Source organism: Paenibacillus sp. FSL L8-0663 (genome assembly GCF_038008125.1).
GTDB classification, from domain to species: Bacteria; Bacillota; Bacilli; order Paenibacillales; family Paenibacillaceae; genus Paenibacillus; species Paenibacillus polymyxa_D.
This window is the reverse complement of sequence record NZ_JBBOYM010000001.1, coordinates 493,912-517,027: the sequence shown is the minus strand read 5'-3', so window position 1 is coordinate 517,027 and position 23,116 is coordinate 493,912. Positions and strand designations below refer to the sequence as shown.

20 protein-coding genes and 1 pseudogene are annotated in these 23,116 nt (G+C 47.0%); 6 read left to right on the top strand and 15 right to left on the bottom strand.

Annotated elements, in window-relative coordinates:
- Positions 1–58 precede the first annotated feature (58 nt).
- The 3 genes and pseudogenes from MKY75_RS02275 to gntK all read left to right on the top strand — a co-directional run bounded on the left by MKY75_RS02275 (position 59) and on the right by gntK (position 3,838).
- Positions 59–757, top strand: a complete 699-nt coding sequence (locus tag MKY75_RS02275; protein ID WP_165147990.1) for a GntR family transcriptional regulator — start codon at positions 59–61, stop codon at positions 755–757.
- A gap of 131 nt (positions 758–888) precedes the next feature.
- A pseudogene (locus tag MKY75_RS02270) lies at positions 889–2,249 on the top strand (GntP family permease).
- 41 nt (positions 2,250–2,290) lie between these two features.
- A complete protein-coding gene (gene gntK, locus MKY75_RS02265; RefSeq protein ID WP_340884181.1) occupies positions 2,291–3,838 on the top strand; it encodes a gluconokinase in 1,548 nt (515 codons plus the stop codon).
- Positions 3,839–4,000: 162 nt separating this feature from the next.
- Here gntK and MKY75_RS02260 read toward each other — a convergent pair whose 3' ends face one another.
- The 3 genes from MKY75_RS02260 to MKY75_RS02250 form a co-directional block, all read right to left on the bottom strand.
- Positions 4,001–4,120 carry a hypothetical protein gene (locus MKY75_RS02260; RefSeq protein ID WP_013369112.1) on the bottom strand — a complete coding sequence of 40 codons (120 nt, stop codon included), beginning with the start codon at positions 4,118–4,120 and terminating at the stop codon, positions 4,001–4,003.
- Positions 4,121–4,266: 146 nt separating this feature from the next.
- Positions 4,267–4,833, bottom strand: a complete 567-nt coding sequence (locus tag MKY75_RS02255) for an RNA 2'-phosphotransferase (RefSeq protein ID WP_318627652.1) — start codon at positions 4,831–4,833, stop codon at positions 4,267–4,269.
- A 140-nt stretch (positions 4,834–4,973) separates the two neighbouring features.
- Positions 4,974–5,795 carry a MerR family transcriptional regulator gene (locus MKY75_RS02250; RefSeq protein WP_340884179.1) on the bottom strand — a complete coding sequence of 274 codons (822 nt, stop codon included), beginning with the start codon at positions 5,793–5,795 and terminating at the stop codon, positions 4,974–4,976.
- 534 nt (positions 5,796–6,329) lie between these two features.
- Here MKY75_RS02250 and MKY75_RS02245 point away from each other — a divergent pair.
- The gene (locus MKY75_RS02245) at positions 6,330–7,286 is read left to right on the top strand and encodes an L-lactate dehydrogenase (protein ID WP_029514718.1); all 957 of its coding nucleotides are present in this window, start codon (positions 6,330–6,332) and stop codon (positions 7,284–7,286) included.
- 71 nt (positions 7,287–7,357) lie between these two features.
- On the opposite strand, the gene MKY75_RS02240 is transcribed toward MKY75_RS02245, so the two are convergent.
- The 5 genes from MKY75_RS02240 to MKY75_RS02220 are packed head-to-tail and all read right to left on the bottom strand — an operon-like array spanning position 7,358 to position 11,880.
- Entirely contained in the window at positions 7,358–8,086 is a 729-nt protein-coding gene (locus MKY75_RS02240; RefSeq protein WP_340884178.1) for an ABC transporter permease, read from the bottom strand.
- The gene (locus MKY75_RS02235; RefSeq protein WP_029514716.1) at positions 8,086–8,802 is read right to left on the bottom strand and encodes an ABC transporter permease; all 717 of its coding nucleotides are present in this window, start codon (positions 8,800–8,802) and stop codon (positions 8,086–8,088) included. Before MKY75_RS02235 ends, MKY75_RS02240 begins: the two co-directional genes overlap by 1 nt.
- A complete protein-coding gene (locus tag MKY75_RS02230) occupies positions 8,799–9,716 on the bottom strand; it encodes an ABC transporter ATP-binding protein (RefSeq protein ID WP_069010774.1) in 918 nt (305 codons plus the stop codon). The genes MKY75_RS02235 and MKY75_RS02230 overlap by 4 nt, the downstream gene beginning before the upstream one ends.
- A gap of 59 nt (positions 9,717–9,775) precedes the next feature.
- The gene (locus MKY75_RS02225; protein WP_340884176.1) at positions 9,776–11,206 is read right to left on the bottom strand and encodes a sensor histidine kinase; all 1,431 of its coding nucleotides are present in this window, start codon (positions 11,204–11,206) and stop codon (positions 9,776–9,778) included.
- Positions 11,206–11,880: a response regulator transcription factor gene (locus MKY75_RS02220; RefSeq protein ID WP_029514713.1), complete on the bottom strand. Its 675-nt coding sequence runs from the start codon at positions 11,878–11,880 to the stop codon at positions 11,206–11,208. The genes MKY75_RS02225 and MKY75_RS02220 overlap by 1 nt, the downstream gene beginning before the upstream one ends.
- Before the next feature lie 151 nt (positions 11,881–12,031).
- Here MKY75_RS02220 and MKY75_RS02215 point away from each other — a divergent pair, with 151 nt between their 5' ends.
- Positions 12,032–13,834 carry an alpha-glycosidase gene (locus tag MKY75_RS02215; RefSeq protein ID WP_165147969.1) on the top strand — a complete coding sequence of 601 codons (1,803 nt, stop codon included), beginning with the start codon at positions 12,032–12,034 and terminating at the stop codon, positions 13,832–13,834.
- A gap of 131 nt (positions 13,835–13,965) precedes the next feature.
- Here the strand turns inward: MKY75_RS02215 and MKY75_RS02210 are convergent, their stop codons facing one another.
- The 6 genes from MKY75_RS02210 to MKY75_RS02185 form a co-directional block, all read right to left on the bottom strand.
- A complete protein-coding gene (locus tag MKY75_RS02210) occupies positions 13,966–14,118 on the bottom strand; it encodes a hypothetical protein (protein WP_176715694.1) in 153 nt (50 codons plus the stop codon).
- Positions 14,119–14,565: 447 nt separating this feature from the next.
- Entirely contained in the window at positions 14,566–15,408 is an 843-nt protein-coding gene (gene manZ / locus MKY75_RS02205; RefSeq protein WP_275041127.1) for a PTS mannose transporter subunit IID, read from the bottom strand.
- Positions 15,409–15,419: 11 nt separating this feature from the next.
- Positions 15,420–16,190 carry a PTS mannose/fructose/sorbose transporter subunit IIC gene (locus MKY75_RS02200; RefSeq protein ID WP_318627655.1) on the bottom strand — a complete coding sequence of 257 codons (771 nt, stop codon included), beginning with the start codon at positions 16,188–16,190 and terminating at the stop codon, positions 15,420–15,422.
- Between the two features lie 31 nt (positions 16,191–16,221).
- A complete protein-coding gene (locus MKY75_RS02195) occupies positions 16,222–16,710 on the bottom strand; it encodes a mannose/fructose/sorbose PTS transporter subunit IIB (protein WP_013369100.1) in 489 nt (162 codons plus the stop codon).
- A gap of 2 nt (positions 16,711–16,712) precedes the next feature.
- Positions 16,713–17,132 (bottom strand): PTS sugar transporter subunit IIA, encoded by a 420-nt coding sequence (locus tag MKY75_RS02190; protein WP_013369099.1) that lies wholly within the window; start codon positions 17,130–17,132, stop codon positions 16,713–16,715.
- Positions 17,133–17,331: 199 nt separating this feature from the next.
- Positions 17,332–20,124: a sigma-54-dependent transcriptional regulator gene (locus tag MKY75_RS02185; RefSeq protein WP_069010772.1), complete on the bottom strand. Its 2,793-nt coding sequence runs from the start codon at positions 20,122–20,124 to the stop codon at positions 17,332–17,334.
- Between the two features lie 254 nt (positions 20,125–20,378).
- On the opposite strand from MKY75_RS02185, the gene rpoN reads away from it, so the two are divergent.
- Positions 20,379–21,695, top strand: coding sequence for an RNA polymerase factor sigma-54 (gene rpoN, locus MKY75_RS02180; protein WP_340884172.1), 1,317 nt, complete (start codon positions 20,379–20,381; stop codon positions 21,693–21,695).
- Between the two features lie 141 nt (positions 21,696–21,836).
- On the opposite strand, the gene MKY75_RS02175 is transcribed toward rpoN, so the two are convergent.
- A complete protein-coding gene (locus tag MKY75_RS02175; protein ID WP_340884169.1) occupies positions 21,837–23,027 on the bottom strand; it encodes a response regulator in 1,191 nt (396 codons plus the stop codon).
- Between the last annotated feature and the right edge of the window lie 89 nt (positions 23,028–23,116).

Genomic DNA, 23,116 nt, shown 5'->3' with positions numbered 1-23,116 from the left:
TAATATTCCATAACTTGTATACCAGTATGCAAAATCATTTCCTAGATAGGAGTATCCTATGAAATATCCAACAACCTGGTTGCAGGGCGCATCGCTTGGGGAAAGGATTGCTTGTGAACTTCGGCTTCAGATTATACGCGGCGTTCAGACACCAGGCACTGTGCTATCTGAGAATCAGATTGCTGCCGATTTTGGTACCAGTCGTTCTCCGGTGCGTGAAGCCTTGAAGGCACTCTCGGGCGAAGGACTGATCCGTCTGGAGCGCATGGGGGCGATTGTCGTCGGCATGACACCCGGTGATATGGAGGAGCTATTCGATGTGCGAATGCTGATTGAACATTTTGTTGTACAAAGGTATGTACATAGTGATAATGCCACATTGGTGACTGTTTTGAATCAGATGATTGACAAAATGGAAGTCGCTCTCAAGTACAGGGATGTCGTTGAATTTTCTCTTCAGGATTTTAATTTTCATGAAGCTCTGGTTCTGGAAGCTGGCCATACCCGTATTCTTCATACCTGGAATGGCATGAGACAGCTAATCCTGACGGTCATGTTAGCTGCAACAGAACAACGATTTGCGTCCAACATCGAAGAATCACAAGTCACGATTCACAAACATCGAACCTTTGCAAACGCTTTAAATCAGGGGGATGCTCAGGAGTTGTCAGGATTTATTGAGGATCATTATCGAGATACCCGCAACGCGGTTAACGATAGCGTCCTGTCTCCCTACAGAAGAAAGACATCGTCCTAGCCACAATATGCGTGACAAAGAGCAGATGTACCGCGCTTTATGCGTTTCTCGCTGGCGCGGCTCTCTTTTAATTGAAGTTGTCGACAAGTATACATTTAGCTATACATATAAGAATAAGGAGGCATACCTTCATGAACACATTATTCGGCTTAAGCCATAACGCGTCCCTGCTCATATGGGCGCTAGTTACCGTCATTCTTTTGATTTTGCTGATTGCTAAATTCAAATGGAATCCCTTCGTTTCACTGCTGCTTTCGTCGGTATTTCTCGGACTGGTTAACGGGATGTCTGGACATGAAGTTACTGCCTCCATCACCAAAGGGCTCGGCAGTACACTCGGCTCCATCGCCATCGTGATCGGTTTAGGCACAATGCTCGGTAAAATGATGGCAGAATCCGGCGGCGCCGAACGCATCGCGACTACACTGATGGATCGTTTTGGTGAAAAACGCGTTCATTGGGCGATGATGATCGTAGGCTTTATCGTGGGAATTCCGGTGTTTTTTGAGGTTGGTATTATTTTATTAATTCCCATCCTGTTCACGGTTGCCCGTAAAATGAACATGTCTCTGCTGAAAATCGGTATTCCAATGCTGGCAGGACTATCGACGGTACACGGCCTTTTACCACCCCACCCGGCTCCGATGATCGCGATTGAAGCCTTTAACGCCAATATTGGACGCACGATAGGATATGCACTCATCGTGGGCATCCCATCCGCCATTATTGCAGGCCCGGTCTTCGGCGCTTGGATTGGCAAAAGAATCATGGTCAGACCTTCCGAGAGGCTGGACGAGCAGTCAGAAATACGACGGGGCGGTCGTTGCCTCCCTTTTGGATTACTTTGTTCACCATTTTGTTACCTGTTATTCTAATGCTTAGCAGATCAGTCGCTGAAATTGTAGACCCGGCCAATACACATCCGCTCACTGTATTTTTCAAATTCATTGGTGATGAGGTTATGGCATTACTGATTGCGGCCGTGTTTTCTTTTTTCTCGCTAGGCTATGCACGTGGTCTAAAGAAAGAGGACTTGTCCCGTTTTACCAGTGAATGTCTGGCACCAACAGCCTCTATTATCTTAATTATCGGGAGCGGTGGTGCATTTAAAACGGTATTGATCAACAGCGGTGTAGGTCAGGCCATTGCAGCGGTCGCTACAGGAGCCCATATGAATGTGATTGTATTTGCTTTTCTGGTCGCTGCGCTCATTCGTGTAGCCACTGGGTCAGCGACAGTCGCGATGACGACAGGCTCCGGTATTGTTGCACCTGTGCTGGCACTTACACCCGGCGCGAATGTCGAACTGGTCGTCCTTGCTACAGGAGCAGGGTCGCTGATCTTGTCTCATGTGAATGACGCCGGTTTTTGGATGATTAAAGAATTTTTCAATATGACGGTTCCGCAGACTCTAAAATCATGGACCGTTATGGAAACCATCCTCTCCCTGGTCGCTTTCGGTTTGATTATGCTGCTGAGTGTGTTAACTTAACGATAATGAGCTAATAACGGTAAGTGAAGGGGAGATTGAATATGACAGACACCCGATATATGATCGGCGTCGATATCGGTACGACCAGTACCAAAGCAGTTCTTTTCGAAGAAAACGGCAATATTGCCGCCCAGCACCATGTGGGCTATCCGCTCCATACACCTGAGCCGGATGCGGCAGAACAAGATCCGGAAGATATTTTCAAAGCTGTTGTGACGACGGTGCAAGAGGTCATGAAACAAAGCGGAGTGTCAGCTGAGCATGTACTGTTCGTCTCCTTCAGTTCGGCCATGCACAGCGTACTGGCAGTGGATAAGAACGGCAAACCGCTGACCGCCTCTATCACTTGGGCAGATAACCGTAGCGCCAAATGGGCCGAAGCGCTCAAACATGAATACAACGGACACGATATTTACTTACGTACCGGAACGCCTATTCATCCTATGTCACCGCTCACAAAACTAATGTGGATTACACGGGATTTACCAGATGTTGCGACCCAGACGTACAAATTCATTTCCATTAAGGAGTACGTTTTTGCCCGGTTATTCCACCAATATGTCGTGGACCACTCGATTGCCTCTGCAACCGGACTCATGAATTTGCAGCAGTTGAACTGGGACGAGGAAGCGCTGCATATTGCAGGTGTGACGAAGGAGCAGCTATCCGAGCTGGTGCCGACAACTCATGTGCTCAAAGGGCTGGATGAGACCTATGCACATGACATGGGCCTACTGAAGACGACTCCTTTTGTGATCGGGGCCAGCGACGGTGTCTTGTCCAACCTCGGTGTGAATGCGATCAAGCCTGGAGTTGTCGCTGTTACCATCGGCACCAGCGGAGCCATCCGCACCGTAGTTGATAAGCCGCTCACGGATGCCAAAGGGCGCTTTTTCTGTTATGCCTTGACCGAAAGGCTGTGGGTCATCGGCGGACCAGTGAACAACGGAGGTATAGTCTTCCGCTGGATCCGGGATGAATTTGCAGCCTCCGAAGTGGAAACGGCCAAACGACTGGGACTTGATCCATATCATGTGCTGACCCAAATTGCGGAACAGGTACGTCCTGGCTCCGACGGTCTGCTCTTTCTTCCGTACTTATCCGGTGAACGTGCGCCCCTATGGGACCCGAATGCTCGCGGCTCCTTCTTCGGTCTGTCCCTGCGTCACAAAAAAGAGCATATGATTCGCGCCGCTCTGGAGGGTGTGCTGTTCAATTTGTATACCGTCATGCTCGCCATGGAAGAAGTCATCGACAGACCGTCAGTCATTCACGCCACGGGTGGATTTGCACGCTCGGAACTATGGAGACAGCTCATGGCAGATATATTTGATCAGGAAGTCATTATTCCCGAAAGTCTGGAAAGCTCATGTCTGGGTGCAGCTATTCTAGGCTTGTACGCACTGGGACGGATTGATTCGCTGGATGCTGTGTCTGGTATGATTGGTACCACTCACCAGCACAAACCGGTAGCAGAACACGTGGATATTTATCGCGATTTACTGCCGATTTATATTCGCATTTCACGTAAATTCGAAGAAGAATTCAAGGATATTGCGGAATTTCAAGCCAAGTCCCTACAGTCTTGAGTTACAAGGTAAACCGAATGGAGTTACAGCAGCGAAGCCATAGGCCCTTAAACTTGTAAAGCGAAGACCCTTCTCATCAAGGGTCTTCGCTTTATTGTTGTGCGCCCTTCGTCACGTAGAGCAGCATTCGTGCATTTTACAGGAAATCGGCCAAGACCGAAATTACAGAAACAGGGTTTTAGAGATGATCACCAACAAAATAAACAGAACCAGAATCGCTCCTACAGAGGTCCATGCGCCTACGCCGCAACCCATACCGCCTACTCCGCACATATGACTCATTTACAACACTCCCTTCGCTCATTTACAGGATCATTGTATGTAGACCTGGTCAAATGCGTAAGGGGGGCATTCCCCCATTTTTACGGCGAATGCCTGTTTATTTTGGAGACTAGCATTATGTATTAACCTCAAAATTATAGAACCCCTCAAGTGTTGCTCTCTTCATCATCAATACTGCACAAGTCCCAAGGAATCCACTCAGCAAGCCACACCTCATGCCCTGCATAATAAAATGCGATTCCCTCTTCTCTTGCTTTAATCGTGTTTACCTTGAGCATGACCAATTCACCTCTTCGGCTCCCTGCTAATGCTGCAAAGTTAGTGCTTTCAGATAAATGTACATACTTTCTGCCAACAGGATCTAAACCATCCGCCATAATAAATGGCAATGCTTGCTTATTCGTACCATGGTATAGTACATCTGGTGGATTCCCGGGAGTATACTCTATCTTTTGATAGCTATGTCCATATCTAGCTCTGATTCTACCGTTATGGATTTCAAAACGCTGCTTATCTGAATTGCGCACGATCCGCTCAATATCAGTCTGCTCTACACCTGACCAGCCTGGCAAGCTTTGAATGATTTGAAGTAAGTGTTCCACAGTACAAGAGCCGTCTGTAATGTCTAACTTTAGCCCGGATTCCTCGGGTTTGTGTCGCAGCATTTTGCTCATTATTTTACTTAGCTTCATATCTTCCTTTTGTTTCTTCATTGAATTTCTCCTTCCTTTAATATAGTAGATCAAAAGATATTTCTACATAAAATTAAGGATTCCTCTTATTTCTTCTTTATACGCTAAAAGACCATCAGAACCAAATAGGTCTGATGGTCTTATTAGACAAAACAATATCATTATGCCTCTCTGCGTCTGCGTGGTGTCAGACCAAGCCAGGACAACAACGAACTGCGCGATTTTCGTTGTCTGCCCTGGTAGGTACGCAAATTCGTAATTAACTGCCGATCCCGTTCTTCCTCGACCCTCTCTTTCATCCAACGTTTATGGTCCTCCAGTTGGTTTGATAAGCTAACATTTTTCTCCACCAAACGACTATGCTCTGCTTCCAGTTCCTCCAAACGGCTCCGCATTTCCAACAAAGCGTTTTGCACCATGTCCTGCATCTGCGCCAGTTCTTGTGGCTCTACGGACTCCTGTGTTTGTACAGATACAGGCGCTTGCTTCAATCTATACTCAATAGTTGATGCCAAAGTCTGGAACTCTTCCTGCAATTGTAGCTGCATGGGTTCTTCTGACAGTGTCTGAGCATTCATTTCATCCTGTAACTCTGTCAGTTCAACTGTAGCAGCGACTTGAGCCTGCATGACCGTCTCTTCCCTGCCTTCAGCCGCCGCCATTATTTCTTCCCAGGTTGCGGTCAGTGACTCAGCATCCGAGATGGGTGGCAAGCGGAATTCTTCATCCTCCATTGGAAAGGGAGCGGTCACTCTCTCAAGCACCACCTGAACCGCCTGCTCCATCGTCATATGCTGCTCACGCAACGCCCTCCGCATCACCTTCAAGCACTCAACATCCTCAGCACTGAACATTCTTGATTGATTCGCGGAACGCTGAAACACATACCCCTGCTCCTCCAGCGCCGCTGCATATTTACGAAGGGTACTCGCCCCGATTCCCAACTGTTTTGCTGCTTCCGTCGTCGATTTGATTTCTTCCATTTAATCATTACCTCCCCGGATGGTATGGAAAGAAATAAGCTTGTATATGTAGAATTCGCGAAATCCATTGGAAACCCTTTGGCAAAAATATTCTAATATTGCAGACTGCTAAGAACCTTTGTCATAACGGAATCTTTGTAGAAATACAAGAAACGACATTGCAGAGAATACTTCGTTCTATGTACACTAAAGACTCTTTAAAGAGCATCACATAAATGTCATACTTTTATAATTCCTATGGCACTATTCCTTCCATCAACATAGTTCATGTTATAATTTATACAGCGGTCACCTTAAATATAAATTGAAGTGCACTCTCCTACCTTCCAGTAAAAGTATTGATAATTTACGTTCATTCTACAATTAATCGCAGAAAGACACCTCTTTCACAGTTCATTTTTAATTTTCCGGAATGGAGACAAAAAAATGGATATTTTCAAAAGATCAGCAATATGTTATGTTATGTAACGTAAAATGGATTTCAGGCATAATTTGTAGCATATTAACGTTCGCTGGAACGAGGAGGCAACATAGATGAAGGGGAAGGCAAGGAAAGTAGCTATTGTCGGCGCGGGAATGGTCGGTTCGAGCTGTGCCTACTCAATGGTTAATCAGTCCATTTGTGATGAAATCATGATGATTGACCGCACGTATGATCGGGCTTTGGCCCATGCACTGGATCTGTCCCATTGTATGGAGTTTACGTCCACACGCACTAAGGTACGTGCAGGCACGTATGCAGACTGCACGGATATGGACGTGGTGATTATAACGGCTGGAGCCAACCCTAGACCAGGTCAAGACCGCCTGTCTGTACTGGACGACGCAGTGCTTATCACCAGAGAGATTGTAACAGCGATTATGGAGGGTGGCTTCGACGGTATATTCGTCATTGCCGCTAATCCTGTCGACATTGTAACGTATATGGTACAAAGTATATCCGGTCTGCCGCGCAACAAGGTGATCGGTACGGGCACCTCTATCGACTCGTCCCGGCTCAAGACGTTGCTTTCTGAGGTATTTTCCATAGATCCACGCAGCGTACAAGGATATGCTCTTGGCGAGCATGGCGAATCCCAATTCGTTGCCTGGTCACACGTAACGATTGGCGGTAAGCCGCTTTTACACATTTTACGGCAGCATAAGGAACGATTCAGCCACGTCGATCTGGACGACATTGCCCGTAAAACCAGGGATGCAGGCTGGGAAATCTTCACCCGCAAAGGCGCCACTTATTTTGGTATTGCCAATGCTCTGGCATACATTACCCGTTCCATTTTAAATGATGATGGTAAAATTATAGCGGTCTCTGCTGTATTGGACGGCGAGTACGGGCACACCGATGTCTGCACGGGCGTTCCAGCGATTATCGGCAGCGGAGGAATTCAAGAGGTCATCGAGTTGGAACTAAGTCCAGAGGAACAAGCGAAGTTCGACGCCTCTTGCCACTTTATCAGCAATAATATCCGTGCCATTTCAGACTTAGTGTAAACCAATAGCATAGAAAAAAACTCCTTACCCTCATTGAGGATAAGGAGTTTTTGCAATCCCCGTATTTCGCCCTATATCTCTTTATAACGAAATACCGTCAGTCCCGCCAACGTAAATACGACAAAGCTGCCCATTATAACCGTCAATAGTGTATCAGTTGGCACCATGAACGCCCCAAAGTTATCTCTTCCACTCGGCATCATCGCCAATAAAGGCTGTGTCCATGGATAGTACGGACCGTAGGCTTGAGAATTGGCGACCAGAATATTCGGCACGGTGAACACAAAATTCAACGCAAGCGGTGCGGCAAAGCTGGACCACAAGAAGGATACCATCAACTGCAACGCAGCCAGCGGCAGGCAGGCTACCCAGCCTGCGAGCAGACTTTGAGCGATCACAGCCCAAGGAATCGGTCCGTTCATCCCCTGCACAGCTCCAACACTCAGCAACGCTCCTCCGAACAGTAGCTGGGTCAATCCGACCAAGGCCATAATGATAGTCAGCTTAGCTGCGTACAGACTGGTGCGGGACAATGGCAATGACATCAGCTGCTTCCAGCCGCCGCCCCCATGCTCGAAACGGCAGACTAGAGACCCAAACACGGCCGTCAGCATCGGCATGAACAGCAGCGCATGAACTGTAAGCATGGCTGACAACAGCAACAGCCAGTTCCCTCCCGGATTCGCCAGCAAACCAATCAGGACGGCAATCGCCGGGCTGACGAGCGCGAGCAGCCAGACGGGCGATTTCGCCATTTTCAACCGTTCAACAGAAAGTAACCGTGCATATCCTCCGAACATTACGCCACATCCTTTCGGCTAAAATGGGCCGCTGTCAGCAGGCTGAGAAGCATACCCGTTCCGCACCCGACGGACGCAAACATCCACGCTTGAGGTGCAACCCAGGCGAATTGAGGCCAGGCCAATGGAAACCATTCGGACAGCTGTGAAGCAAACAAGCTGCCAATGCCTAACGTAATGCCCAGTGTTACAGGTAGCGCTTGATTATGGAATGTGACTGTTAACCACAACAATAATACGAGCATAGGCAACGTGCCGCCTAAGGGCCAAAATCCGAGTCGTAGCAGTTCTCCTACGGGTGCAGGTTCTCCCCCGAAGCCAAGGATCATTCCCAACACCCAAGTCCCTACCGTCAGGAGTAGACAGGACACACACAGCATCCCAATCGCCAACGTCAGCTTGGCCATATAGACGCTGAATTTGGAAATCGGCAAGGCCAGCAACTGCTTCCATGAGTTAGATGTATGCTCCACATTCGCCAACATGGAAGCCACCATAGTAGCTCCTAGCACCAGCGCAAGGGGTACAAAAAGAGCGATGTTATCCATCAAAACTTCCCACAGATGACCCTTGTTACGCGGAATCAGATAGTCATATCGAAGTCCAAAGTTGAGCGCCTGCATGGCCACCAGCCCAAGGGGACCGAGGAACACCAAGAACCAGATTCCCTTTCTGCGTGCTTTGAGCAGATCCGCCGTGAGTGCTCGCAGCATCATAAGGAAGCCCCTCCTTTGCCCACCACCTGCATGAACATATCCTCCAGCGATTTGCGGCGTTCCTCCACACGGTATACGGCATGCGTATTTTCGACCAATCTTCTGACCAGCAGCGCAACAGCCGCATCATTCATGTTCTCGAACTCCAGCGCCGATCCGTCCTTCACCGAATGGTAGCCCTGCTCACGCGCAATCAATTGGGCTGCTTCCGGTTCCGACACGACGATCCGAATTCCGCCCGCGGACTCCTGACGGAGATTATGAATCGTATTTTGGAAAACCAACTCTCCTTCACGGATAATACCCACGGTATTCGCCATATGCTCTACCTCGCTCAACAGATGGCTGGATACCAGTACGGTGATCCCCCGTTGCTTGGGCATTGCCTGAATCAGTGTGCGCATTTCCTGAATACCCTCCGGGTCCAGACCATTCGTAGGCTCATCCAAAATGAGTACTTCGGGGTTCCCAAGCAGGGCTGCTGCAATACCCAGTCTCTGCTTCATGCCCAGCGAGTAGCCTTTGACCGGACGCTTGGCGTGCTTGGTCAGTCGGACGACCTCTAACACTTCCGCAATGTTTTGTTTGGGTACATTCAAAATACGGCGAATGGCCTCCAGATTTTCAATTGCGTTCAAATGACCATAATACGAAGGATACTCCACCAACGAGCCGACTTTACGCAAAATATCGAGCTTATGTCTGCGAATATCTTTGCCGAATATACGGATCGTTCCTCGAGTTGGGCGAATAAGTCCAAGCAGCATGCGGATCGTTGTCGTTTTTCCCGCTCCATTTGGACCCAGAAATCCGTAAATATCTCCTCGAGCTATTTTCAGGTCCAGCTGATTAACCGCCGCGCGGCCTTTGTATATTTTGCTGAGACTGTTCGTTTCAATAATGTATTCGTTCAAGTTCCTCACCTCGACACCTATCGTAACGTGCCAAGTTTAAAGCCAAGGGAACTCTGAGTTTAAGTTTTGTTTAAAAAACGGATTCGGGTCCCGGCTGATGAACTGAAAATCTCCCTCTCCAAATTCATTTCGCGAGCCAGCAGTTCTGTAATCGCCAAACCAATCCCGGCTCCTTTTTCACTGGACTGTTGCTCCATACCAGGCCCTTTATCTGTGATAACCAATGCCTCTGTCCCATTATCCTTCTGGACTTGAACACCAATATATCGGCCTGAGGCAGCATGGCGAACTACATTTTGAAAGAGATTGTCCAGCAAACGGCGGAAGCCTTGCTCATCGACATTCCACACCATACTATGCTCAGGCAGGTCGATATCCACTTCAAAGCCTTCTTTTTCCCACACCGGGTACCAGCTGGCCGCACACTCACGCACCAGTCGCAAAATATCACGCGGTTCGTTATTCATGGTGTATTTGCCACTGGAGAGGAGATTATAGGTCAGCAAGTTGTCGATCAGACTCCCAAGGTCCTTTAGCTTATTTTCCATCAATGTAACCGACTGCTTCCCTCTACTGCTAAGATTCTCCGCATCCAGGGTATACAGATGGCTGCGCACGACCGTAAGCGGCGTCCGAATATCGTGTGACAGATCCGCGACCAGTCTCTTCCGTAGCTCTTCCTCCTGACGCTCACGTCCCCGACTCTCTGCCAACTGCTCGACCATCTGATTAAATGCTTCTTCCAGCTTGCCGATTTCATCCGGGCGTCCAGTGGCAACAAGAATAGGCAAGCCGTCCTCTCCTCGCTGCGACATGGCGGCCTGAAGCTGCAACAGTCTACGCCGAATGTCTCCAAAAAACAGAAGAGATACGGATATAAAAGCGCCCAAAATCAATACAATAAAAAAGAAATAGTACATCAACATACTACTATCAGTAGGTGGCTGTTCAAAGAACGAACGAGGCACTTTTAATACCATATAGCCCTGATTTACATCATTCTTGCCCCCGCCAATAAAGGCTACTACCGTAAACGGCCCCTCATAGCTTGCTTGCTTCATAAAAGCTATAGCCTGCGCAGCGTTCCATTGTTTTGGCAGGTTAGGTTGGGTCGGTAACTCCAACCTAGTTAACCCTGCGGTATCCACCCAAAATATTTGGGATTTAGGGAACATATCTTGTTGTATTTTGCGCAGATGGACTGAGATTTGCTCAGGTGTGGCTCCCTTCAAGGCTACAGCTTCGCGATGCCAGCTATTTTCGGTATGGGTAGCAGAGGGATAGTAAGCGTTTTTAGGCTTGGGCCCCGCCCCCCAATTGAATAACACGCTATATATCAAGGCTGTAGCAGGCAACACAATGGGCAACAGCATCATAGCAACCACAATGATGACCAGATAACGGAACAACAGTGAACTGCGAAACCGACCTCCCTGATCCGGCCTAGAGCTGGGATGCAGCCTCCTCCAACCCTTGCGCGTCCTGTTCATTATGCTTTCACCCGATATCCTACACCACGGATCGTCTCAATGATGCGAGGTGTCGCAGGATCAATCTCCAGCTTTTCGCGCAGGTGTCGGATGTGAACCATTAAAGTTTTGTCTCCGTCGATATATGGATCTCCCCATACCGCTTCATACATTTGCTCTTTCGTCATAATCTGGCCCAAATGCCGCAGTAAATAAGCAAAAATGTGATATTGCTTGCCTGTCAGTGTAATTTCCTCCCCGGTATCACGGTTCACAATACGGTTATCAGGAGAGAACACAGAGAGATGCCCCAGTTGTAAGGATTCTTCGGGCACGGTTCCTGATCGGCGCAGCAAAATCTCCATACGTGCTATGAGCTCGTCCGGGTGAAAGGGCTTGGTTACATAATCGTCGGCGAAATCCAGTCCTTGCAGTTTATCGTCAATGGAGGTACGAGCAGACAACATGAGAATGGGAAGCTCCGGGTACTCTTTCTTGAGCCGTTTCCCTATGGTGAATCCATCCAGACCAGGTAACATCACATCCAAAATCACGAGTTGGCACGTACGGGCTGCCTCCACAGCCCCATCCCCGCTGCGAAGCCATACTACAGCGTAATTCCGCTCTTCCAAATACTGATGCGTCCAAGCACCGATATCCTGGTCATCTTCGATGTATAACACATTTGTTTTCATCATGAGCACCTACTTATCGTTTTTCTTTTATGTAATGGGCATTATAGCATTTATGGTACATAACCCACTTAAAAAGGTTAATAACTATCTTATACGACATACGCTTCACATTTTCAAATTTGAATGCTTATGAAAAAAGGAGGCCTACCCGATGCTGCTGGAAGCAATATACCATCACCCGAAACGCAATTGGGCTTTTGGTTATAATGATGAAACGATATTTCTACGGCTACGTGCGAAGAAAAATGACCTGAACACCGTTCATGCTCTCACCGGAGATAAATACGATTGGGACCGCACCCGACAGCTTGTCCCGATGTCCAAATTCGCTACTGATGGCAGGTTTGATTACTATGAGTGCAGTATAAAACCTACTCACCGTCGGCTGAAATATGGATTTTTGCTAGAAGACGGTGAGGAACGTATTTGGATGAACGAGGACGACTTTACTACCCAAGAACCCGAAAATGCAGATAAACTGTTCCAATATCCGTTTTTGAACCCGATTGATATTCTGAAGCCACCCGCATGGGTGAAGGATGCGGTATTTTATCAGATTTTCCCGGAACGCTTTGCGAACGGTGACCCATCCATCAGCCCAGAAGGTGCAGAGACATGGGGTGGAACCCCACAAAGAGACAATTTTTTCGGTGGCGATCTACAGGGGATTCTGGATCACCTGGACCACCTGAACGAGCTGGGAATTAACGCCATATATATGACTCCTGTGTTCAAGGCGACGACCAATCATAAATATGATACAGAGGATTATATGGAGGTGGACCCACATTTCGGGGACAAAAAGACATTGAAAAAACTGGTCGATGCCTGCCACGATCGAGGAATTCGGGTGCTGCTTGATGCGGTGTTCAACCATTCAGGGCGTACTTTTAAACCGTTCGTCGACGTCCAGGAAAAAGGCGAAGCCTCGCCTTACAAGGACTGGTTCCATGTACATAGCTTTCCCCTGAAAGTGGTGGATGGCATACCGACGTACGATACATTCGGGCTGGAACCGATGATGCCCAAGCTGAACACCGAACATCCTGAGGTAAAAAAGTACCTGCTGGATGTGGCAAAGCACTGGATCGAAGAAATCGGCATCGATGGTTGGCGGTTGGATGTGGCAGACGAGGTGGACCACGCCTTTTGGCGGGAATTCCGCACTACGGTCAAGCAGGCCAATCCGGATGCGTACATTTTGGGTGAAATGTGGAATGAATCGTCTGAATGGCTTCAGGGGGACCAATTCGATGCAACGATGAATTATCCGTTCACCTACGCCGTGAATGATTTCTTCGTCAAAAAAGCGACCGATGCCCAAAGCTTTGCCTACGCCATCGGACGACAGCTGGCCCGCTATCCACAGCAAGCATCCGAGGTTGCTTTCAATCTGCTGGATAGCCATGATACACCGCGCCTACTGACGCTGTGCGGGGGCGACAAGCGACTGATGCGGCTGGCTGCTTTGTTCCAGTTCACGTATATGGGCGCACCCTGCATTTTTTACGGCGATGAGATCGGCCTGGATGGAGATGCCGATCCAGGCTGCCGCCAGTGCATGGAGTGGGATGCCGATAAGCAGGACCACGAGCTGTTCGACTTTTACCGCGAGCTGATTGCGCTTCGTAAGGGGCACCCGGTCCTCCGTGACCAAGGAAGCATCACTTTCCTGGAGGCACAGCCGGAGGGTGCCTCACTTGCCTACGAGCGCCGCAGCGAGGAAGAAGTGCTGCTCGTGCTGCTCAATCGTTCCGATGAGGATCACGTTTTTGAATTGGACATTCCTGAGCAGGAATGGCAATTAGCCTTTGGCGAAAGCCAGTGGTCCGTAGGACCGAAGGGACTGCATGCCGAGCTTCCTCCTTACGGATATGCTGTGCTGAAGGCAACGCCTGTGCGATCAATCAACTCTGCAAAAGAAGTCGACAACAAGACGCAAAGCAAGGCATAGGCTATGTAGACGCGGATGCTGATGAAAGTACCTGCCGAATACGAAAAAAAAAGCAAAACCACCAGGAACAAGATAGTTAACTTGTTCCTGGTGGTCTTTTTACGTTAAATATGAGCTTCTATCCAAGTCGATTATTTGTTTTTAACATCTGTTCTTACTACCCCAACGTCTGAAGCATTGATAGAAATGGGATTGCCGCCTTGCCCTGTTTGAGCTGAAGAAGATTGTCTAACGTCCACCCTAATTCTTTTGCCCTTAAAGCCAGTTCGTCTCCTTTTTCCCAATGCAGTGGCCTCCTTAAGTCTTCATGGCTTCATAAACCTCTCAATATGACCCAACTGTGGAGAGATATGCTATATGCATATGCCGCTGAAGAAAACAAGTCTCGGCGAATATCAGATCATAGAGAAAAGAGGCTGTTAGTACCCGAGCTGGCAAGCTCCTCCAAGAAATTGCAACGAACATACTAACAGCAAAAGAGCGGAACCTGCTTTTACAGGCTCAATGTGGCTTTAAAACCATCATTGAGCCTGTAATGATTAATGATATAGAATCATTGCTTATATCAGCTATCAACAAGCCAGCAGCCTTTCATGACTATCGTTGAACGCTAGCAGATTCGCTTGTAGATAATTGAATATTTTAATCCGTAAAATTTAAAGCGTTTACAAGTTAAGCGGCAGGTTGCCGGTCAGAGACGGCTGCTTGACCGGATCACTTTACAAATTGGCTTAAGCCAATACACCAAGAGCGTATCCAATAATTCCTATTGCGAATAAAGCAAAAATCAGAGCTATAGCATTTACTTTCTTTTTGAGCAGTCTCATGCATAAAAAAGTCAGCAAGAGAGGTAACAGACCAGGTATCAATTGATCCAGAATCATCTGTATCGTCGTAACAACCTCTACTCCATCCGAACGGGTATATCGGGATACTTCGAGTGGTATATTCAGAGTAGTCCATTTGGATACGAGGGCGCCCATAACAAATAGTCCCAGGATGGAGGCCGATTCCGTAAGCTTTTGCAGTCGGTTTCCGGACATGTCGGACACAATCTCCGTCCCTTTTTTGTAGCCGTATTTCAGTCCGTACCACTTAGTGGCCAGGCGAATAACATTAAAAAGCAAGAAAAATAGGACAGGCCCGATAACGCTTCCGGACAACGCAATGGAAGCTCCTAATGCAGCCAGAACGGGGCGTAATGTTCCCCAGAAAATAGGGTCTCCTACTCCAGCCAAAGGTCCCATTAAGCCAACTTTCACACCACTTATGGTAGCATTATCAATCGGCTGGCCATTGGCTTTCTGCTCCTCCATAGCGGCCGTTACCCCCATAATCGGTGCAGAGATAAACGGTTGAGTATTAAAAAACTCCAAATGCCGCTTTAGTGCTTCTTTTTGGTCTTCCTTCTTGCTGTATAACCGCTTGATTGCCGGAATCAAGGTGACACAAAAACCAATCGACTGCATACGCTCAAAGTTAAACGAGCCCAGCAGGAACCATGAACGGAAAAACATTTTGTTTAAATCGCTTTTGGTCAACTTTTTTTCTTCCATAGTACCCCACTCTTTCATTAAGAATTTCTTTAGAGCTCTTCAATTTCACCCACTTGATCTTTGAGCTGGCTATATTTAGGATTGAGCTGGATATACAGCAGAGCCAGAACCGCTCCCATGATTCCAAAGCCAACCAGATTGATGCTTGTAAATGCCGCGATGACAAAGCCCAAGAAAAAGAAAGGCATCAGATATTTGGCTGCCATCATGTTAATAACCATGGCATATCCTACAACGACGATGAATCCCCCTGCAATTTGCAGCCCTTTTGTAATGACCTCCGGGATGGCATCCAGCAAAGTCGTAACTAGACCGGTTTCTGCTGCAATAGCCACCAATACGGCAGGCAAAGCGACACGTAATCCCTGAAGAAGGAGGGCTATGAAGTGACATAATTCAATTCCTTTGAAATTTGAAGATTCGGCATATTTATCTGCCAGATGCTGAAAGAACACGGTAATCGTTCTAACAAAGATAGTTAACACTTGTCCGCCAGCCGCAATCGGAATCGCAACGGCAATTCCCGCACCGATCGATTGGTGCCCGACAATAACCAATATGGTTGAGACTACACTGGCCAAAGCCGCATCCGGAGCCATGGACGCTCCGACATTCATCCAGCCCAAAGCCAACAATTCCAGCGTACCGCCTAGAATAATACCGGTTTTGAGATCTCCCAGGACCAGACCGATCAGTGTACACGCAACTATAGGACGATGAGTCTGTCCTTCATCCAAAACACTGCCCATTCCGCAAATGGCTGCAACCAGCGTGACCATTACGATTTCAAAAACACTCATGTTTGACCCCCTCTCTTATGCGTACGTGTTGTTAAAACTGGACATTTTGGAGCTTGTTAATCAAATTAATTTTAGGATCACTGGCCACTTTTCTAATCTCCAGTTCTATCCCCTTTTCGTGCAATTTATAAAATGCCTCTACATCCTGCTTGTCTACGGACACTGCTCCGGTAATTTGTGTTTTGCCTTCTTTGAAGCACATTCCACCTACATTTACCGATGTAAACGGTACCCCACCTTCTACAACCCGCAGTACATCCGTGGGATTGGTAAACAGGAACAAGGTCTTGAAATCGTTATATTTAGGATTGTTATAAGCTTCAATCGCTTTCGCAATCGTGACAACATAAGCTTTAATCCCCGGCGGTGCCACTTGTAACAATAAGGTTTTGCGCAGCGTATCCGCAGCGACCTCATTGCTGACGGCGATAATTTTGTTACACTTCGTTTCCTTCACCCACACAGTAGCCACCTGACCATGAATTAGACGGTCATCAATACGAACAAATGATATTTCCATACCTATAATTCCTCCTCTGTTTGTATGTCCCGGATGACACGAAAAGACTTCATTGAATCCTGACCCGCACGGATGGCCAGATCACTTAGATTCTCCACGTTCTCCAGCCCTCTATTAGTCAGCAGGTCTACGATCATTGGCAGGTTCACCCCTGTTACAATGTCCATTTTTTCATACCTGGCCACAATCCTACTGGCCGCATTATAGGGACTGCCACCAAACAAATCGACGAGAAAAATCAATCCGTCCGTCCAATCAATTGTTTCCAAGGCCGCTTTGTACTTCTCAACAAGTCCGTTAACACTTTCACCTGGTTCAAACGTTACACCCACCACATTTTCCAGATGGCCAAAAATCATTTCCGTGGATCTTAGGATCTCTTCAGAAAATTTTCCATGAGTGCCAACAATAACACCTATCATTTGTTTCACCCCCTCCTTGCATCCTTCGCCTATACTTATATGCAAGTCTCATGCCAAGATTCTGTATGATGCGATTAACTATCAAAAAAAAGACCAAACCCTCGGCTGCTCCGGGAATTTGGCCTTTTCTCACCAACTACTTATTATCCTTATCCGCATGATTAATACACATCCAGCATCGTTTTATACACTTGCGCCACTACTTGGGGATACAGTTATATACTTCGCTTAGGATTTCGCAAATATAATATTTTTCATCATTAGTCAGCTTAATGTTAATACTGGAGGCAAATATATTGCAGGAACGGTTCACCACATCGATTAATCGTTGGTCAAGCAAGGATACATCCTCCTGATACACTAGCCCTTCTCCAATGACCATTCGTTCCAGCGCATGAGCCGTATGAACAGCAAGCTGAACCTTCTTTGCATAATGGAAATCAGCCTCCAGTTCCTGTTCCAGCTGCTCGATAAATTTCATCAAAATCCCCAAAATTTTGTGAGGATTCAAATAAGTCATAAACTCCTTTAGCGTATCCTCACATAGATCTCTTACGATCACGCTTCCGTGTTCATGCATAACAGGCAACTGATTGTTGAGCAACAATTCTCTTAATGCCTGTTCACCGCTTGCCTCGATCAGTTTTTCCAAAGGGATAAACGGTACATTGAGCTCGCTTGGCCGCTTAACCCCAATCACCGCAAGAAGCGTATGCTTGGCCCGTAAATCCTTCACCACTTTATCCAATTCCCTGACCTTTGCCGGTACAACAACTATTTTCTCTTCGGTTAAGTCATAAACAACCTTCTCTACAAACTCCTTTAGCTTGGCGGCGGCACCTTTGCCGGAAGAACAGACCGTCACGATTACCTTATTACTGGTCTTTTCCGCTTTCACTCCAGCATTTCCAGTGTTATATCCACGAAAATCCTTCAAAGATTGATAAATTTCCTCTATATTCATATCAAAAATACTGGCCTTTCGCACAGCCTCCAACACAAGCGGGGTTGAAACCATATCGATAGTCTTCACCTTAATCCCGACACGTTCCATAATGGTTGCTTCAAGATTGAGCAAGGAGCCCATATCAACCAGCAGCAATACGCCTCTGCCATTGTCAATGTCCTTCACTTTTTCCACAATAACTTCCAGGATTTCTCTGGGGCTAACATCCAAAGGCATGTCTACTGCGCAAATATTTGAGCTCCCCAGCAGGCTGTCGACAACGCTAACGACACTGCTTGCCGTACTGTTGCCATGTGCAGCTACGATGATTCCCACATTTCCCTGGTGCTCCTCTTCTACCGATTTCAGAAGAATCGCCACATAGGTGGTCTCGGCATCGGGTACGCTGACTTCAAACTTGGACTCGATCAAATCCTTGATAATGAGTGCCAGTCTGTATTCTTCATCCTGATCATTCATCGGTTCATAGATTTGTTTACTGACATATTTTTTCTCCCGGATTCGCTTTAAAAAAGCACTTAAATGAAGACTGAAGGCATAAACAAACCTGTCGCTGTAATTTCTGTTCAATTCTTTTTGAGCCATCTCTTGCACCTGTTCAGCGAACTCTAGGATATTTCTGCCTACGATCTTAAGGATCCGTTCCCTTCCCCCTTTGATGTTATAAAATCGGTTATAGAAGCTTTTGATGTGAATATTGACATCTGTAGTAATAAACTTATTGATAAAACTGTCGTCGAGTCCTTCTTCTTTGAGCATCCCTATCTTGTCTTCAATCAATTTGTACAAGTTGAACGGCAGTTCAAAAGCGTCTACTTCATCCATTCCTTTGCTGCCTTCAGGAGTAATATACAGCGAGGAGTTGACCATCTCCATTTCGGCAATCTCCTTGCGGTTCTTCCCCATATTAAATAGACCTTCCTTGATATTTCCGGGCAAAATTTTAAAATCAAGTTCAATCTCTTCCTTATTTTCATGTATGCTGTTCAAAAATCCTTTGGCACACACAAGCTGAATGTTCGATTTCAACTGACCGATATTTCCATAGGTTACGCTGCCAATCAGTGCTTTTACAGTTTCCAATTCAACCCTAATAGGCTTGTTCACACGATGGGCTTCGTTTGCAAAGAGATGCTTCAGGATCAAAAACCTCTCTTCAACAGTTCGCTCTTGCAAGGAAGGAATGTTGATCGTAATCGGTATCCGTCTGATAAAGGTTTTCAGCATGGAAGAACCGGGGTCTTCGGTCGTAGCGCCGATGAGCAGCACATTCGCTTCCCGCTTGCGCTCCGACTCGCCCAATTTGTTGTAACTGTTCGTGTCCATGAAATAAAATATCATTTCTTGGCCTTCTGGGGGCAGCCGATGAATCTCATCCAAAAACAGAATGCCCCCATCCGCTTTCTCGACCAGTCCCTCTTTCTCCCGATCAGCCCCGGTAAATGCTCCTTTTACATGACCAAAAATGTGGGAAAGTAGCAGCTGAGGGTTATTGTAATAATCAGCGCAGTTAAATACGATAAACGGTGCTTGCTCTGAAAAGCGCTTCATATATTTCCCATAATTATACATCAACCTAGCGAACATTGTTTTTCCAACGCCAGTCTGTCCCACAATCAGCGTATGTAGGCCCTTCGGCGGGTATAATATTGCCGCTTTTCCCTGCTCAACCTGGTTCCTCATACTCCCCATGAAACCAATTAAGGCGTGAAACGGATCCACTTGCTCTCCAGGCAGCAATATTTCATGAATACTGTTGACTTGGATTTGTTTCTCTTTAAGCTGAACCCGAAAGGTCTCCTCGATCACCTGCTTGTGCAAAAACTTGACGGGTCTCCCCTTGATTTTAATAATCAAGTCGGCGCGAAGTAGGCTATTAAGCTCCTTGCTTACATTATTTCTTAACATATTCTGTTGATCGGCTATTTCCGCAGCCGTAATTCCACCGCCGTCCTGCAAGGCCTCTACCGACAGTTTCTTTGTCCCATTGGCAATATACTCTAAGATCTCATCAATTCGTTTCACGGTATTCCCCCATGCTGACTAGTTCTTATTTAATTAGTATATAAAAAAAGAAATAATCCTCTACAAGAAAATAAACTGACAAGTTAATCATTAATCTGATACCCTTTTTATTGAATCTATCCAAAACTCAAATTCAGCCCATTCCATTCACTTCTTTTCCAAGATCAAAGGTTGGCAGTATAATTGCATAAGCTTCACGAATAAGCTGCATAAAAAGTTATTTTTGTTTCCCAGTAAGGAGCTGAGATAAAATAATGCGCTACGGATTACAGCAAGAGCAAACATTCAGGCTGGCTATGACTCCAGAATTACGACAAGCCATCACGATTCTTCAATATTCTTCGGTCGATCTGATGTCATATCTTCATGAGCAAGCAAATGAAAATCCGATCATTGACTTGGCAGAGATCGATATGTCCATCGAAAGAATCAACACAGAAGAAGAATATTCGCTACGAAAAAATGATAATCCGGTAGACCTTCTGGACTTTGTCTCTAATCCCGCAGATAATTTATATAGACATCTCAAAGCGCAGCTTGGGATGGTCCGCGGGCTATCCAAACTACAACAGATGATTGGCATGTTTCTAATTGGGAATTTAAATGAAAAAGGCTACCTTGAGCTGGATGTAAATACAGCTGCCGGAATACTTGACGTCCCCACCGATGAGGTTGAAAATATACTTGCCCTGATCCAAGGCTTTGAACCGGCAGGAATCGCTGCCCGCAGTCTGGAGGAATGTCTTCTTTTGCAGCTGCGATATGCCGGGAATGATGATGTTTACCTGGAAGAAATCGTGCGACATCACATGGTCAATCTTTCATGTAACCGCATACAAAAAATCGCGGATGCTCTAGGGATCGACATTCACATGGTACAACAAATGATCGATCAGATACGCAAGCTGAATCCTTGTCCGGGAGCGGCATTTGCTCCATATGAACGCCAGTATCATATAGCAGATATCTCAGTGGAGAAATCCAAAAACGACTACGTTGTGACAGTTAATGATATCACAGTCCCACGCGTCGGGATTAATCCTTTTTACCAAAGTATGCTTCGAAAGCCGGCGATGGAGGAAGAGAAACGATTTCTTCGTGAGAAGATGAATACAGCATTATGGCTTATTCATAGCCTTGAGCAGCGCCGCCTGACCCTGATGCGTGTGGCCCAGGCTATTGTTGATAGGCAACGGGAATTTTTTGAGCATGGCGTTTATCATCTGAAATCGATGACCCAAAAGGAGATTGCTGGAATAACCGGCCTGCATGAATCCACGATCAGCCGGGCGGTCAGTAATAAATACATGCAGACGCCCCGTGGATTGTTTGAACTCAAATATTTCTTCACCTCCGCCCTAGGATCGAAAGACGGGGATGCTACTTCATCAGAGAGCGCAAAAATGCGGATAAAGCAGATCATCGACAGTGAAGAGAAGCAAAAACCATTTTCAGATCAGGCAATCACAGAGCGGATGGCAAAGGAAGGACTAGAGCTGTCACGCAGAACGGTAGCCAAATACCGTGAAGAATTGGGGTATTTATCCTCCGCCAGGAGAAAAGTGTATTAAAGCTTCAGCAAACGGTTGTGAAAACTAAAAAGCAGCGCTATCACATTCTCCCGGCTGCCTCCCTCGTAGAATCTCCAATAGAATAGGCCAACCAGTAATCTCCGGTTGGCCTATTCATACGACCTGAGCCAGTACAGCCGTTTACGCAGGTAGCGTCTGTGTTTTTAATTGCACGTATAACTGATGCGTCACCTGCTGCGGTTCAATACCCAACTCATCTTCCAGTATATTGGCGAAGCTTTCATAATGCTTTTGCGCAGCGGTATAATCGCCCAGTTGGGCATAGGCGGTCAGCAGCAGACTGCAGATATCGTCTGAGTACGGCTCCCGCTGCTGTAGGCTGAGCAAGCGCTGAACAGACTGCCGGGTACGACCTGAGCGAAGCTCTTCTCTCGCCAGCTCAGAAGCACATGCCAGATACATACTGCGCAGCTTCTCCCTTTTTGCATACGCCCACGGGTAATCGTGCTCCTCCAGGTAGTTGCCACGGTATAGAGCCAACAGGCTATCAATACGCGGCGTACCGCCGCTACCGGATGCAGCCCATTCGGATATTCCCCGCTCGAAGAGCTCCACATCTGTAATCCAGCCATTGCGGTTCAAGCGGTAGCGATCCAGATTGTATTCCAGCTTCGTATCTTGCATCCGTTCTTTCAACGCCTTGCGAATTTGATAAATGGACGTGTGCAGGTGAACAACAGCCTTGTCCAAATGATATTCAGGCCACAGCGCATCCAGCAATTGTTCTTTGCTCACCCATTCCCCTTCATGGTGTAGTAAAAAGGAAAATAGCTCCTGTGACTTTAATGTGCGCCATTTGAGTGGTTTCGCTCCTACTGCTTCCTGTCCAACCTCCAAAATTTCAAGCTTTTGAAAACAACGTACCTTGGGGGATTGCTCTCCCGCAATTCCCTTGCTGGAAGAACGGGAATCAGCCAGCGTGGCTGCAATCCGATCTATCGTTTTGGATAGCCGCCGGGCATGAACAGGCTTTAACAAGTAATCCAGTGCTTGCAGCTCGAACGCTTCAATAGCATATTCCGAGTACGCGGTCACAAAGACGATATGAATATGGGAATCCAGCTGTTGAATCCACTCGGCGGCCTCCAGACCGTTCATCTCTGGCATTCCGATATCTATAAAAACAATATCCGCACGTTCTGACGCCAGATGATCCAGCCCCGCTTGTGCAGACGTATATTTCCCCATTACCGTTAACCGTCCGTCCGCCTCCAGCAACCGTTCCAAGTAGGTTAATGCCGACCTCTCATCATCAATCAAAATCGCCTTCATTTGTGTCCGTGCTCCCTTCCTGCTGCAACCATCCATCATGATGCTCTATCTACATGCTATCTGCTTTATCCTTACGAATTTTAATCTCTTATATTTTATATATCGTATCGTCGCGGGCGTGACATTAG